This window comes from Rhodopseudomonas palustris, from assembly GCF_003031265.1.
Classification (GTDB): Bacteria; Pseudomonadota; Alphaproteobacteria; order Rhizobiales; family Xanthobacteraceae; genus Rhodopseudomonas; species Rhodopseudomonas palustris_H.
Genome location: NZ_CP019966.1, coordinates 3,115,558 through 3,130,154 on the forward strand (window position 1 = coordinate 3,115,558; position 14,597 = coordinate 3,130,154).

General features: G+C 65.4%; 12 protein-coding genes. 4 read left to right on the forward strand and 8 right to left on the reverse strand.

Annotation, left to right across the window (positions count from 1 at the left end):
* Positions 1 to 5 precede the first annotated feature (5 nt).
* Positions 6 to 1,607, reverse strand: coding sequence for a protein translocase subunit SecD (secD, locus tag RPPS3_RS14565; RefSeq protein ID WP_107344739.1), 1,602 nt, complete (start codon positions 1,605 to 1,607; stop codon positions 6 to 8).
* A 44-nt stretch (positions 1,608 to 1,651) separates the two neighbouring features.
* Positions 1,652 to 2,089 (reverse strand): preprotein translocase subunit YajC, encoded by a 438-nt coding sequence (gene yajC, locus RPPS3_RS14570; protein WP_107344740.1) that lies wholly within the window; start codon positions 2,087 to 2,089, stop codon positions 1,652 to 1,654.
* 189 nt (positions 2,090 to 2,278) lie between these two features.
* Between yajC and RPPS3_RS14575 the strand changes: the two genes are divergently transcribed.
* Positions 2,279 to 3,268: an ATP-binding protein gene (locus tag RPPS3_RS14575; RefSeq protein ID WP_107344741.1), complete on the forward strand. Its 990-nt coding sequence runs from the start codon at positions 2,279 to 2,281 to the stop codon at positions 3,266 to 3,268.
* A gap of 167 nt (positions 3,269 to 3,435) precedes the next feature.
* On the forward strand, positions 3,436 to 5,136 hold the full coding sequence (locus RPPS3_RS14580) for an outer membrane protein (RefSeq protein WP_107344742.1): 1,701 nt from the start codon (positions 3,436 to 3,438) through the stop codon (positions 5,134 to 5,136).
* Positions 5,137 to 5,182: 46 nt separating this feature from the next.
* Here RPPS3_RS14580 and mddA read toward each other — a convergent pair whose 3' ends face one another.
* Entirely contained in the window at positions 5,183 to 5,995 is an 813-nt protein-coding gene (gene mddA / locus RPPS3_RS14585) for a methanethiol S-methyltransferase (protein ID WP_107346611.1), read from the reverse strand.
* Positions 5,996 to 6,142: 147 nt separating this feature from the next.
* On the opposite strand from mddA, the gene RPPS3_RS14590 reads away from it, so the two are divergent.
* A complete protein-coding gene (locus RPPS3_RS14590) occupies positions 6,143 to 7,726 on the forward strand; it encodes an alpha/beta fold hydrolase (protein WP_107344743.1) in 1,584 nt (527 codons plus the stop codon).
* 100 nt (positions 7,727 to 7,826) lie between these two features.
* Here the strand turns inward: RPPS3_RS14590 and RPPS3_RS14595 are convergent, their stop codons facing one another.
* Together RPPS3_RS14595 and RPPS3_RS14600 are read right to left on the reverse strand one after the other, a co-directional pair.
* Entirely contained in the window at positions 7,827 to 9,242 is a 1,416-nt protein-coding gene (locus RPPS3_RS14595; RefSeq protein ID WP_107344744.1) for a peptidoglycan DD-metalloendopeptidase family protein, read from the reverse strand.
* Between the two features lie 120 nt (positions 9,243 to 9,362).
* Positions 9,363 to 10,016, reverse strand: coding sequence for a protein-L-isoaspartate(D-aspartate) O-methyltransferase (locus RPPS3_RS14600; protein WP_107344745.1), 654 nt, complete (start codon positions 10,014 to 10,016; stop codon positions 9,363 to 9,365).
* 225 nt (positions 10,017 to 10,241) lie between these two features.
* On the opposite strand from RPPS3_RS14600, the gene RPPS3_RS14605 reads away from it, so the two are divergent.
* On the forward strand, positions 10,242 to 10,616 hold the full coding sequence (locus RPPS3_RS14605; RefSeq protein WP_011158390.1) for a response regulator: 375 nt from the start codon (positions 10,242 to 10,244) through the stop codon (positions 10,614 to 10,616).
* 8 nt (positions 10,617 to 10,624) lie between these two features.
* Here RPPS3_RS14605 and RPPS3_RS14610 read toward each other — a convergent pair whose 3' ends face one another.
* The 3 genes from RPPS3_RS14610 to RPPS3_RS14620 form a co-directional block, all read right to left on the reverse strand.
* Positions 10,625 to 11,152 carry a GrpB family protein gene (locus tag RPPS3_RS14610; RefSeq protein WP_107346612.1) on the reverse strand — a complete coding sequence of 176 codons (528 nt, stop codon included), beginning with the start codon at positions 11,150 to 11,152 and terminating at the stop codon, positions 10,625 to 10,627.
* A gap of 213 nt (positions 11,153 to 11,365) precedes the next feature.
* Complete coding sequence (surE, locus tag RPPS3_RS14615; protein WP_107344746.1) at positions 11,366 to 12,133, reverse strand: 5'/3'-nucleotidase SurE; 768 nt, start codon at positions 12,131 to 12,133, stop codon at positions 11,366 to 11,368.
* 140 nt (positions 12,134 to 12,273) lie between these two features.
* Complete coding sequence (locus RPPS3_RS14620; RefSeq protein ID WP_159060687.1) at positions 12,274 to 14,409, reverse strand: TonB-dependent siderophore receptor; 2,136 nt, start codon at positions 14,407 to 14,409, stop codon at positions 12,274 to 12,276.
* Positions 14,410 to 14,597 lie beyond the last annotated feature (188 nt).

Genomic DNA, 14,597 nt, shown 5'->3' on the forward strand with positions numbered 1-14,597 from the left:
ATGCGTCAGATCGGCACGTGGTGCGGCCGCTTCCAGCGCACCCAGGTCGCGACGATCAGTCGGGTCAAAGTGAAGGCGGTAAACACCGTGGTGATGATGCCGATACCAAGCGTCACCGCGAAACCGCGCACCGGACCGGTGCCGATATAGAACAGCACGGCGGCGGCGATGAAGGTGGTGATGTTGGAGTCGAGAATCGTCGCCAGCGCGCGTTTGAAGCCGGCGTCGATCGCCGAGATCGCGTTTCGGCCTGCGCGAATCTCCTCGCGGATGCGCTCGTAGATCAGCACGTTACTGTCGACCGCGATGCCGACCGTGAGCACGATGCCGGCGATGCCAGGCAGCGTCAGGGTGGCGTTGAGCAACGACAGAATGCCGAAGATCATCGCGACGTTGACCGCCACCGCGAGGTTGGCGAACACGCCGAACAGCCGGTAGGTCAGCAGCATGAACACGATGACGAGGATCGAGCCGACATAGGCGGCGCGTTCGCCCTTCTCGATCGAGTCCTGGCCAAGGCCCGGACCGACGGTGCGTTCTTCGATGATGGTCAGCGGCGCCGGCAGCGCGCCGGCGCGCAGCAGGATCGCCAGGTCGTTGGCGCCCTGCACCGTGAAGCTGCCGGAGATCTGACCGGAGCCGCCGGTGATCGGCTCGCGGATCACCGGAGCAGAAATCACCTCGTTGTCGAGCACGATGGCGAACGGCAGGCCGACGTTCTCGGTGGTGGCGCGGGCGAATTTGCGGGCGCCGTTGGTGTTGAAGCGGAACGAGACGATCGGCTCGCCGGTGCGCTGGTCGAAGCCGGGCTGCGCGTCGGTAAGATCGGCGCCCGACACCAGCACCTGCTTCTTGATCACGTAAGGCTGCTTCGGCGACGACGCGCTCATCAGCAATTCGGAATCCGGCGGGACGTTGCCACCCATCGCCTGGTCGCCCGACACCGAGCTGTCCACCATGCGGAAGTCGAGCTTGGCGGTCTTGCCGAGCAGCTCCTTCAGCCGGGTCGGATCCTGCAGACCGGGCACCTGGACCAGAATGCGGTCGGCGCCCTGGCGCTGGATCAACGGCTCGACGGTACCGAGTTCGTTGACGCGGCGTTCGACGATCTGAATCGACTGATCGACCGACTGACGGACACGGTCGGCGATCGCGGCCTGCGGCACCGTCAGGCGGATCAGGCCGCCGCCAGCGTCGGAGACTTCGAGGCTACGCTGGCCATTCGAGCCGAGCAGACCGCCGAGTGGCTGCGACAGCTCACGCAGCTTGGCGAGCGCGGCCGGAACATCCGTGTCCTTGCTGATCCGGACCTCGACCGAGTCACCCTTGGTCGCGAGACCCGTATAGGCGATCCGGGCTTCGCGCAGCACCCGGCGGGCGTCGTCGCGAACCGAATCGAGCTTGTCCTTCTTCACCGAATTGGCGTCGACCTCGAGCAGGATGTGCGAGCCACCCTGCAGGTCGAGGCCGAGCACCAGATGTCGCTGCGCCCATTTCGGCCAGCTCTTGACGGTGCTCTCGGGGAAGAAATTGGGAACGGCGCAAAGGCACACTGCCAGCGCCGTCAGGATGATCGCCAGCGCCTTCCACCGTGAGATATAAAGCATCGAGTTGTCCCGTCAGAAACCGAAAGAGGCGGCGCGTCCAAGCATCAGCTCGACGCAGTGTCGTCCTTCGCCGGCTCGGTCTTGTCGCCCTCGGTCTTGGCCGGAGCGTCCTTGTCCTTCTTGCCCTTGGCCTTGCCATTGGCTTCGGGAGCATCCTTGACCGGCTCGCCCTTGCTGCGGACGCCGGTGATCATCTGGCGCATCTGGCGTGCGCGAATCCCGTCTGCAAGCTCGAACTCGACGGTATCATCATCGATCACCTTGGTGACCTTGCCGACCAGACCACCCGAGGTGATGATGGTGTCGCCGCGGCGAATGTTCTTCACCATCTCGGCGTGCTCTTTGACCTTCTTCTGCTGCGGGCGCAGGATCAGGAAATACATGATGACAAAGATCAGCGCGAACGGCAGCAGCGACATGATCATGCTGTTGGCGTCGCCGCCGGCGGCAGCAGCCTGGGCGTAAGCGGGCGTAACGAACATTCGGATTCCCCGTGAAAGCAAGCGAGCCGGCCCGGCGCGGAAGCGTCGGCCGGGGGGCGCAAATTCGCGCGGACTATAACCGCCGCGGTCCCAATTGCAACGCTGCCACCCGCCTCATAGCGCTCCCATTTCCATGGGTTGCCGGGGGTGACATGGCCCGATATGGCTGCGGCATCAGGAAGTGCAAGCATGGCCAAAAAGACAAAATCCCGCCCCGCCAAAGCCGCCCCGAAGTCCGCCACCCGCAAGCCCGCCCGTGCAGCGGCGGCAAAGCGCCGCCCATCGGGGACGTCCCCCGGCGCGCCCCTCGACGGCGCATTGCTGGAGCGGATCGCCAAGGCCTTGGAGGGCATTTCCGCCCACCTGGCGGGCACTTCCGCCGCCCCGGCCGATGCCGCGCTGAATTCGGCGGATGCGTTCATCTGGCAGCCCGAGGGGCGTCTCGCACCGGTTCCCCGGGTCAGCCGGGTCGACCTGTCGCTGCTGCAGGGCGTCGACCGGATGCGCGACACGCTGATCGAAAATACCGAGCGGTTCGCTACCGGCCTGCCCGCCAATAACGCGCTGCTGTGGGGCGCGCGCGGGATGGGCAAATCGTCGCTGGTCAAAGCCGCTCACGCGCATGTCAACGAGCGGCCCGACGTCGCCGGACGGCTGAAGCTGATCGAAATTCACCGCGAGGACATCGAGAGCCTGCCGGCGCTGATGACGCTGCTGCGCGCCTCCGACTTCCGATTCATCGTGTTCTGCGACGATCTGTCGTTCGACGGCAACGACGCCTCGTACAAATCGCTCAAGGCCGTGCTCGAAGGCGGCATCGAGGGCCGCCCCGACAACGTCATTCTGTACGCGACCTCGAACCGGCGGCATCTGCTGCCGCGCGACATGATGGAGAACGAGCGCTCGACCGCGATCAATCCAGGCGAAGCGGTCGAGGAAAAGGTGTCGCTGTCCGACCGGTTCGGCCTCTGGCTCGGCTTCCACAAATGCAGCCAGGATGAATTCCTAGCGATGGTGCGCGGCTACTGCGCGCACTACGACATCGCGATCGACGACGAGCAGCTCGAGCGCGAAGCGCTGGAATGGTCGACCACGCGCGGCTCCCGCTCCGGCCGCGTCGCCTGGCAGTTCGTGCAGGATCTCGCCGGCCGCCTCAAGGTGCGACTCGGAACCAAGTAACAGCCTTCACGAGTTCGGTTCGATCAACAGTCGAACCGGACTCGGAGCTTACCGAGTTCGCAAACCGAACATCTCGTCCCTAAACTGCAGTCTCGATTCGCGGACACGCGCCGCCGCGCTGGCGGTCGTGTTGCCGCGTCGATCATGCGACCTTGAGGGCAAAGGCCGTGCGCACGTCCATCATCTGGGTTTCTGCCGTGCTCGCCGCATCCTGCGGCGCTGCGCAAGCTGGGGATCTGTCGCGGCCTCCGGCCGTCAAAGCCATTCCGGCCTGGAGCTGGACCGGCTTCTATCTCGGCGGCCATCTCGGCGCCGGATTTGGAACCGCGAAGGTCGACAACCCGTTTGGACCGTCGATCTACGGCGACACCGTGCGCGCCCCCAAAGCCCTGGCCGGTCTGCAGGCCGGCTACAACTGGCAGGCTCCCGGATCGCCCTGGGTGCTTGGTGTTGAACTCGATGCGTCGGCGATCGACGCCGACGGCACCGACACCTGCCTCGCTTACTCCGGTCAGTTCGTCTCAGCGAACTGCCGCGTGCGCGAACATATGCTGGGCACCCTCACCGGCCGGCTCGGCCACAGTTTCGGTCCCGACGGGCGCTCGCTGATGTACTTAAAAGGCGGCGGCGCGGTTCTGGTCGGCAACTTCCGGATGACGACCAACGCCTCCGACTATCTCAATCAGCCGGCTGCTGAGCTCGACACCACGCGGTGGGGCTGGACCGTCGGCGCCGGGATCGAGTACGCGCTGTCGTCGCGCTGGGCGGTGCGCGCCGAATACGACTACGCCAATTTCGGTCGCCGCGGCATCGACACGCCCGGCGGCGGCTTTCTGCAGATTCCGTTCGACCCAAAGACCCTGGTCGACACCGCCGGCGCCCCCACGCAGGTGCATCAGGACATGCACCTGATAAAGCTCGGGCTGAACTATTACTTCGGCCGCGGCGACGGCGGTTTCGATCAGGCGCCGCTGCTGCCGGTGAAAGCGCACGCGGCCGATCGCTGGTCGGCCTGGCAGTTCGAAGTCGGCGCCCGTTACTGGTACAGCCACGGCCGCTATCAGAACGATCTGACGATGAGCACCAACAGCGCGCTCCAGGAACATCTGGTATCGCGCCTCACCTACGAGAGCGACGGTCATTCCGGCGAAGTGTTCTGGCGGATCGACGGTCCGCAAAAGCTGTTTCTCAAGGGATTTGCCGGCGGCGGTGGGTTGGTGGCCGGCAAGATGAACGACGAAGACTGGTTCCCCACCTATCCAAAAGGCGCGACTGCGTATTCGAACACAGATCACAACAAGGTCACCGGCACGATCGGGTACGCGACGCTGGACGTGGGCATCGATCTGTTCAGCGACACGTTCGGCAAGCTCGGCGTGTTCGCCGGCTACAATTTCTACCGCGACCGCAAGGATGCGTTCAATTGCCACCAGATCGCGCTTGCTTTTCCGACAGCATTCTGCGGATCGTCGGATGGAATTTCGATCAGCCAGTACGAAGACTGGCACTCGCTGCGGATCGGCGCCAACGGCACTTTGGCTGTCGCGCCGAACACCAAGCTGGTCGTCGACGCGGCTTATCTGCCTTACACGCATATTTCCGCGCTCGACATCCATTATGCTCGCACAGACGAAGCGAGCAAAGATTCGCCCGCATGGGGCACCGGCCGCGGTGTCCAACTCGAAGCTATTCTGACTTACGACATCACCTCGAGGTTCAACGTCGGTGTCGGTGGCCGCTACTGGGCGATGTGGGCGACCGACGTCGACACCGCAGGCTTCGGCAGCCCTGTGCCGACCCAGTTGCTGCCGATCCGGGTCGAGCGCTACGGCACCTTCGTACAGGCATCCTACAAGTTCGATCGCTGAACCGATCGGATCACCGAAAGGTTCGTGCAACCTCTCGCCGGCCGGCTCAGCCGCCGGATGGAGGCGAAACCGCCGCTCCGCTCTCATCGCGCACGGCGCCGGCTTGTCCAGCGGCGTGCCGTCGTGCGGTCCGGCGGAGGACACGAGGCAGCAGCATCGGAACGCGCTCGCGATACTGCTGGTAGGTCGCACCGAATTCGGCGATCAGGTCACGCTCTTCGAATTGCAGCGCGATCAGGATGTAGATCGTGATGACGACCGCGAACAGCAGATGACCCGCCGTCATCTCAGGCGTCGCCCAGAACACGATCAAGAAACCGAGCATCAGCGGGTGCCGCACCATCCTGTACAGGATGGGCGTCCGGAACGTTGGGCGCAAAGGCTCGGTGCCGCGCAGCGCTGAGAAGCTCTGGCGAAGCCCGAACAGATCGAGGTGATCGATCATGTGGGTCGACGCCAAGACCAGCCCCCAGCCCAGCCAATACAGCACGACCAGCAACCAGGCGGCGATGCCGCTGGTGCTCCAGACCACGACCGGAATCGGCCGCCACTGCCAGAACAGCAACAGAAGCAGCAGGCTCGTCAGCAGCACGTAAGTGCTGCGCTGGCACGGCGCGGGCAGATGCCTCGCCCACCACTGCTTGAAGCGCTGGCGCGCCATGATGCTGTGCTGGATCGCGAAGAGGCCGATCAGTTGAAGATTGATGAGGACGGCCTGGCCCGGACTGGACACGCCGCCGACATCGATCGATTTCGATACCAGCGTGTTGCCGAAAAAGCCGGGCGCGTAGATCATCGAGACAAGGAACACGGCATAGCTCAACAGACCGTAGGTCGGGATCAGGAGGCGTTTGATCATGAGTGCGTTTCCGGTTGGGCCGCCGCCGGCGGCGGCAGGCGATGCGGTAACGACCGCCATTCGACGGCGATCAGGCACGATTGCTACCGCCGCACCGTCCCCTGCCCGTCCCCTCGGCCCACGCCGGATCGCACCGGGACAGATGTCGTGACCGGATTTCAGCTCCAAACCTTCGGGTTTCCCGAGATCCGCAGCTTCGACGGTCCTGTCAGGCTCAATCTGCGCAAGGGGCTGGCGCTGCTGGTGCATCTCGCAGAAGCGCGTGCAGTTGTGTCCCGCGACGTCGTCGCCACCCTCCTGTGGCCGGACAGCGCCATCGACGTTGCACGCGCGCGGCTGCGGCGCTTGCTGCACCGCATCGAGCAGGCGCTGGGTCAGCCGGTGTTCGAGACCGACCGCACCAGCCTGCGTTGGTCGCCCTCGGTCGAACTCAGCGTCGACACGCAGCTGTTTGAAGCCGCCTGTGAGCGTGGAGACTTCGCGCAAGCCTGCAGCTATTATCACGGCGATTTTCTCGCCGGCTTCGCATTGCCGGATTGCGCCGAGTTCGAAGAATGGGCGTTCTTCCGCCGCGAGGCGCTGCGCGGACGCTACCTGCACGCACTGGAGCGCTTGGTGCAGGACAACAACGCCGCCGGCAATCACGCAGCAGCCGCAGTTCGCGCGACGCGTCTGGTCGAATTAGATCCGCTCAGCGAGATCTACGGCCGCCATCTGATCCGCAGTCTGCTGCTGGCAGGTGACCGCCTGGCTGCGGAACGCCATCACGCCGCGCTGACCCGGCGGCTGCGCGATGAACTTGGGGTGACGCCCGAGACCGAAACCGAGGAGTTGATGCATGGGGCGGCGCCGCCCGCCGCTCTCGCCGTCCCGGCGACGCGCTATGCCGAGGGCGACAGCATCCACTTGGCGTATCAGACCTTCGGCAACGGCGAGCTCGACATCCTGGTCATGCCGGGGTTCGTGTCGCATGTCGAACGGGTTTGGGAGCATCCGTCGTGCCGGGCCTTTCTCGTTTCGATGATGGCGCTCGGACGGCTGATTATCTTCGACCGCCGCGGCGTCGGACTGTCCGACCGGGTCGGCTCCGCGCCGAATGTCGACGTCACCGCCGAGGATATCGGCACCGTGCTGCGGGCCGCAGGGGCGCGCCGCGTCGTGCTGTTTGGTGCATCCGAATGCGGGCCGGCCTGCATCAAATTCGCGGTCGATCATCCCCGCCTCGTCGCCGGCCTGATCCTGTTCGGCTCGCTTGCCAAAGGGTGCCGCGCCCCGGACTATCCATACGCCTTGACGGTGGAGCAGTACGAGGTTTGGCGCCGGCAGCTGATCGGCGCATGGGGCAGCGCAGCCGGCATCGAGACCTTCGGCCCCAGCCTGGCGCACGACGCCAAATCCAAAGCTTGGTGGGCCGGGCTGCTCCGCGCTGCTTCCAGTCCCGGTGGCATCTGGGCGGTGCTGGCGGCTTTGCGCGACGCCGATGTCCTGGAGTTGCTGCCCCAACTTACTGTGCCGACCCTGGTGCTACACCGCCGCGGCGACCGCGCCGTCCGGATCGCGGCGGGACGCGACATGGCCGCTCGGATCGCCGGTGCCGAATTCGTCGAGCTCGACGGCGACGACCACTGGTTCTTTGCAGGTGACCAACGTCCGTTGCTCGACGCCATCAGGGCGTTCGTCAGCGGCCTCGTTCGCCCCGCGAATCCGAAGTGGACGAGGACTCGTCCCTAAAGATTGTTAGTTCGGCTTCATGGATCGCGGCATCAAATAAAAATGCCCGGCCATTCGGGCCGGGCATTTCTTCTTCCCCAGTATCGCTCAACCGCGTTGCTCAGGCGCCGTTGAGGAACTTAAGCGGGTCGACCGGAGTCGATCCCTTCCGGATTTCGAAGTGCAGCTGCGGTGAGGACACCTCGCCGCTCTGGCCAGACTTGGCGATCACCTGACCGCGCTTAATGGTCTCGCCGCGCTTCACCATCAGTTCGCTGGCGTGGGCGTAGGCCGAGACGTAGCCGTTGGAATGACGGATCAGCACCAGATTGCCGTAGCCCTTCAGCTCGCTGCCGGCGTAGGCGACGACGCCATCTTCAGCGGCCTTCACCGGCGTGCCTTCCGGCACCGACAGGTTGATGCCGTCGTTGGACTTGCCATTGGTCTTGGCGCCGTAGGCTGCGATCACCCGGCCACGGGCCGGCCAGCGGAAGCTCGGCAACGCGCCGGTCGCTTCGGCCGCCTTCACCGGCGCAGCTTCGGCAGGGGCAGCGGCTTCAGGAGTTTCGGTCGGCGCAACCATCCGGGCCTTCTGCGGCGGCTCGGCCGGCGCAGTCGGAGCGACGTTGGCCATCCGCACCGGCGCTGCCGCCATCGGCGCGGCGGCCGGCGCCTGGATCGGCGGCTGTGCCGGCGCGAGACCAGCGACCTGAGCGCCCGGCACGTTGATCTTCATGCCCGGCTTCAGCTTGGTCGTGGTGGTGAGGTTGTTGTAGCGCGCCAGCTCGCCGAGCGAGATGTTGTTGCGGCGCGCGATATTCATCAGCGTGTCGCCATTGTTGACGTAGTGCACCCGGGCCGGAGCCGGCGCAGCGGTCGCGACCGGACGCGGAGCCGGCGGAGCAGCCACCGGCGCGGCGATCGGAGCCGCGACCTGGGCGGTCGCCGTGGTGCGACTCGGGATCACCAGCTGCTGACCGGGCTGCAGCCGGCGCGGGCCCTTGTAGCCGTTGGCGCGCAGGATCTCGGCGGTCGAGACGTTGTAGCGCTGAGCCAGGATTTCCAGCGTATCGCTGGTGCCGACGATGATCGTGGTGCCGGGCGCATGCACCGGCGCGGCGGCGGGAGCAGCGGCAGGCATCGGCCGGGCTGCAGCGACCGAGCGCGGCGCCTGCACGGTGCCGGTCTGATCGAGCGGCGCACGCGCCGGAGGTTCGTAGGACGCAACACCGCGACCGCCGCCGGAGAAGCCCCCGCCCCCGTTTGCCACCGGATAGGACGACGGCGCCGTGATCGGCGGCAGCGCCTGCGACTGGTATTGCGGCTGGGACTGATACTGGGGCCGCGCGTATTGCGGCAGTTCCTGGCGGTGTTGTGGAGGCGCCACCGATCCGGTGGTCTCAACCGGCCCGAACGGGGCCTGTTGAAAGCGTGTCTGCATGTCGGCGCTGCACGCACTGAAACCGACAGACATCAACGCCAGCACCGCAATCTGCGGGGCGCGGCGCGAGCAAAGCAACGCGGCAACGCGGGACATGGTTACTCACTCATACGCAATACGATTGGTAAATTGAGTAAACACCGCGCCAGTAAACAACCGTTTAACCTTGCGAGGAAACCGCTTGTTGACGCTGAGAAATCGAAAAATCGAGCGCGCTCAGAGTTCGCGTGCGGTGCCGCGGAGCGCGGGCACGAAACGGACCTCGCCCAGCACCTTGTGCTCATCGCCGGTCGGTGTGCGGCGCACACGCAGCAGCTTCTGGCGACCGTTGGGTGGTCCGACCGGCGCGATCAGAACACCACCGGGATCGAGTCGCTCGAGCAGCCGCTCGGGCAGCTCGGGGACGGCGGCGGTCACCAGGATTCGGTCGAAGGTGCCGGCGGTCTCCGGCAGATCGAATCCGTCCCCGAACACCACCTCGACATTGCGGCAGCCGATCTCGGCGAGTCGTTTGCGGGCGCGATCGGCGAGCGTCTTGAAGCGCTCGAAGCTGAGCACGTCCGCCGCAAGCCGCGACAGTACCGCGGCGTGGTAGCCGGAGCCGGTGCCGATCTCGAGCACGCGGTCGCGCGGCCGCAGCTCGAGCTGCTCGGTCATAAAGGCGACGACGAACGGCTGACTGATGGTCTGGCCGCAGGCGATCGGAAGCGCGGTGTCGCGCCAGGCGCCGTCGCGATAGTTGGGGTCGACGAACTGGTCGCGCGGCACCGCCTCCATCGTCCGCAGCACCGCCTGATCGCTGATGCCGCGCCGCCGCAGGCTGAGCTGGAACATCATCTTTTCGGGCGGCGGCGCCGCGGGGCTCGGCATTTCGGGTCTCGCGATCGGTCGTGCGCCTCGCCCGGTCGGGTTCCAGTTGGCGCGATTCTCAGCAGAGTGTTGGCGTGCGGAACGAAACCTTGCAAGTGCGGACCGTCACGCACACGCGCGCCGAGCTTGCAATTGCCATCGCGTCGCTTATTTGCGACGGTGTTCGTTGAAAGCGCCGGTGCGATCGACCGGCGCGCGACAGCACCTTCTCGAGGACATCACCCGATGACGACACCGAGTCCGACCGGCGGCTCCGTTTTCCTGGTCGAGGACGAAGCGATGATCCGCATGATGGTCGTCGACATGCTGGAGGAGCTCGGGTTCTCGGTGGCCGCGGAGACCGGCGAAATCAACGAGGCGCTGCAGCTCGCCGAAGCCACCGAATTCGACATCGCGATCCTCGACGTCAACGTCAACGGCAAGGTGATCTCGCCGGTCGCCGATCTGTTGAAGGCGCGGAACCGCCCCTTCATCTTCGCCACCGGCTACGGCACCCAGGGCGTGCCGGAAGATTATCGCGACCGCCCCGCACTGCAGAAGCCGTTCCAGATCGAATCCCTGAAGCAGGCTCTCGACGCCACACTGCGCGGCGCGGCGTAGCTGCCGCGTCACTCCCCGCGCTCACCCCCGGGTTCAGCCGAGCCACCACGCAGCGCGTCCGTCACGAAGGCGTCCTTTGCGCCCCTGTAACGGTCCATCGGTTGCCCGTCATACGCCAGCTTAAGCTCATTGTAGCGTCTCACCAGAGCCGGGTCGGCGCGTAGCGCGTCGGCAAAGCGGTGAAAAACGTCGAACGCTCCGCCTTTTACGGTGAGCTGGATGCCGAGATGGGGCGTGCTGGCGTCGTCTTCGAAGGCGGCGAACTCGTTGGTCCGCACCGAACCTGAATTGCGCGCGTAGCGGGCGGCGAGCGCGGCCTCCGTGGCCTGGAAGTCTTTGCGCTCCACCCGGACGACGATGTCGAGGTCGCCCTTGGTGAGACATCCCGGAACTGACGTCGCACCAATGTGCAGGAGCTCACAGGTCTTGGGCAGAACGGCGACGAGCTGCTGCTGAACAGCAGCAAACAGACGTTCTGCGGCAGCACGGGCGTACTCAGGATCCGCGGCGATGTGGAACCGATCAGGGAGGGGCATTTGCATTGACCGCAGAATTGAAAGACAGCGCGTAGCGGCATGCCCACGCGTCCGACTATGACATGCGACGGGGGACCTGCGCGGCCACGCTTCCTCCTGGCCGCTTCGCCGCGCGACCTCTCAACCGTACGCCATTGAACGCCGCGCCCCGTCGACCTCGGGCGACCTGCTAGATGGGTTTCGCTGCGCTCAACCCATCCTACGCGCTCGATCTCACGCCAGCGTCTTGGTCAGCGCTGCGGAGAACGTTTCGTCGGTGCGGTCGAGCTTGAGCGGCGTCACCGAGACGAAGTTGGCGGCGAGCGCAGCGAGATCGGTGCCTTCGGCCGGCATGTCTTCGACTTTGATCCTCTCGAAGCCGATCCAGTAGTACGGATTGCCGCGGCCGTCGTGACGCTCGTCGATGCGCAGGAAGCCGGGATTGCGCTTGCCCTGCCGCGTCACCACCACGCCTTTGACCTTGTCGGGTGTGCAGGCCGGGAAGTTGATGTTGACCACGGTGTTCTTCGGCACGCCCGCGGCCATCACCTTGCGGATGATGTCGGGCGCGTGAGTCCGCGCGGTCTCCCACAGCGGCGCGTTACGGGTCTCGATGGTGAATTCCTGCGACAGCGCGAACGACGGCAGGCCCAAAATGGTGCCTTCCAGCGCGCCGGCAATGGTGCCGGAATAGACCACGTCCTCGGCGACGTTGCGGCCGCGGTTGACGCCCGACAGCACCAGATCCGGCGCCTTGTCCTTGAGGATGAAGCGCGAACCCATGATCACGCAGTCGGTCGGCGTTCCGCGCACCGCGAAGTGCCGCGGGCCGACTTCGCGCAGACGCAGCGGATCGTTCAGCGACAGCGAATGCGACACCCCGGACTGGTCGAGCTCGGGCGCCACCACCCAGACGTCGTCGGAAATCGCACGGGCGATCTGTTCGACCGTCTGCAGGCCGGGCGCATGAATGCCGTCGTCGTTGGTGCACAGAATCCGCATGTCGCTGGGCCGCCTCTCTGAAGGTCTTTCTTAAGGCCGTCGTCATATCCGGCCCAGCCGCGAGAGGCAAATTCAGGCCCAAGCCGGCCGGAATCGGCCGGCCCGCCCGAGACGCGGGGTCGCCAAGGTGGCGCCGAACGTCACCAGCGCGCAGTGACGCTGCCGAGCACGGTGCGGCCCTGCGTGAAGGTGCAATTGCCGCCGTTGCAGATGCCGACGCGTTCGTCGGCGAGATTGCGCGCATTCACCGCAAGCCGCATGCCGCGGAAATCGTAATGCACGCCGGCATCGAACGCGGTGATCGCCGGATTGCGCACGGTATTGATCGAATCCGCCCAGGTCCGATCGATCCAGCGCACGCCCGCGCCAAGACCAAACCCGGCCAGCGCGCCGGTCTGCCACGTGTAGTCCATAAACACTGCCGCCTGCTGGGTCGGGACGCCGATCGGCACCTTGCCGAGATCGGCATCGTTGCTGCGCGTCACTTCGGCACTGGTGTAGCTGTACGACGCGATCCCCTTGAGCCCCTCCGCGAGCGACAGCACGGCCTCCAATTCCGTCCCGCGCGACCGGATCTGACCGGTCTGCACCGAATACATCGCGCCGAACACCGGATCGACCGTCAGCACATTGTCCTTGGTCAGGTTGAACCAGGTCGCGGTGAAATAGCTATTCCAGCCGCGCGGCTGATACTTGATGCCGGCCTCGATCGACTCGCCGGTGGTCGGCGCGAACGGCGATGCACCCCGCCCCGGCGCCGTGGTTCCGGCCTGCGGCAGGAACGACGTCGCGTAGTTGACGTAAGGCGCGACGCCGCTGTCGAACAGATACAGCAGCCCGGCGCGCCCGGTGAAGCGATCCGGCTTGCTGTCGGTGGTCGTGCTCGACAGTTCGTTGTACTGCGACAGCTCGGAGAAATCTTGCCGGCCGCCGATCGTCAGGCGCCAGCCGCCGAGCGCGAGCTGATCCTGCACATAGAGGCCGAGTTGCCCGAGCGTCTGCCGATTGGCGGCGGCCAGCGACAGTGCTGAGGTCGGAAATCCGACGCCGATCACCGGATTGGTCAGGTCCAGCGGCGGAGCCGTCCCGACCGAGTAGCCGAAATTCGTGGCTTGCCGGAAATAATCGACACCCGTCAGCACGGTGTGCCTGATCGGTCCGGTCACCAGCTTGGCTTCGATCTGACTGTCGATGGCAAACGTGTTCAGGGTTTCCTTGAAATTGGACGCATAGCGGTTGAGCGTGCGTCCGTCGTCCGAAAGGCCGAGCCCGTCGATCATGTCGCCGTCGAGCCGCGCATGGCCGATGCGCACGTTCTGCCTGAACGTCAGCGCCGGATTGAAGCGATGCTCCAGCCGGTAGCCGACCGATGCCTGCGAAATCTTCAGCGCATCGAACGCGGGATCGCCGAGCCGGATGTTGGTGGCCTGCCCGGTGATCGGGTTCGGCATGTAGTACGGCCACATCGAGGCCTTGCTGTGCGTGTACTCAGACAGGATTGTGAGGGTCGTATCCTCGCCCAGCTTCGCGGTGACGCTCGGTGCGAGGTAGACGCGGTCGTCCCAGGTGCCAGGAATCTGCGTGCCGCTGTCGCGCACCAGGCCGGTGAAGCGATACAGCAGATCGTCATGGCCGGGCACCGGCCCGCTGAAATCGAACCGCCCCTGATAGCGGTTGAAATTGCCGACGTCGAAGCCGGCTTCGTTGAGCCGATACGGCAGCGGCATCTTGCTGACGTAGTTCACCAGCCCGCCGGCGTCGTTGGCGCCGTACAGCACCGACGATGGCCCACGCAGAACCTCGATGCGTTCGGCACCGTACAGCTCGTTGCGAAAGTACGCGTAGAGGCCGTTACCCTGGCGCAGACCATCGCGATAATTGCCGTATTGCGTCGACGAGAAGCCGCGGATCATGAACTGATCATAGCGTGCGTCGTAGCCGAACGGCTGGGTCTGCACGCCGGCCGTATAAGCCAGCGCCTCGCCGACCGTGCGAGCGCCGGTGTCGCGGATCTGGTCCTGGGTCACGACCGAGACCGACTGCGAACTTTCGATCAGCGGCGTATTGGTCTTGGTGCCGGTGGCGCTGCCCGATGCGACGAAGCCATTGACCGGTCCGGTCGCGCTCGACAGCGTGGTGGCGGAGGCTGGCACGATCGCGGCCGGAGGCGGAGCAGGCGTCACGCGTTGCGTGGTGCGGCGCTGCTGCGTGGCGGTCGAACGGCGATCAGCGCGTACGGTCCGCGCCTGCGCCGCCTTCGGCGCATCGACCGTCACCGACGGCAGGCTCGTCTGAGCATGCCCCTCTCGGCTCAAGCAGCCATCGATGATCAACAAACTACAGCTCGCGAGCGCAACCTTTCGCGATATTTCCCAACCCGGCATTCCAAGTCCCCAGCTGTAACAACTGGAAACGGCTTATGGGGGGCGAGCCGCTCTGGAACAATTTGAATGGGTCCAAACAT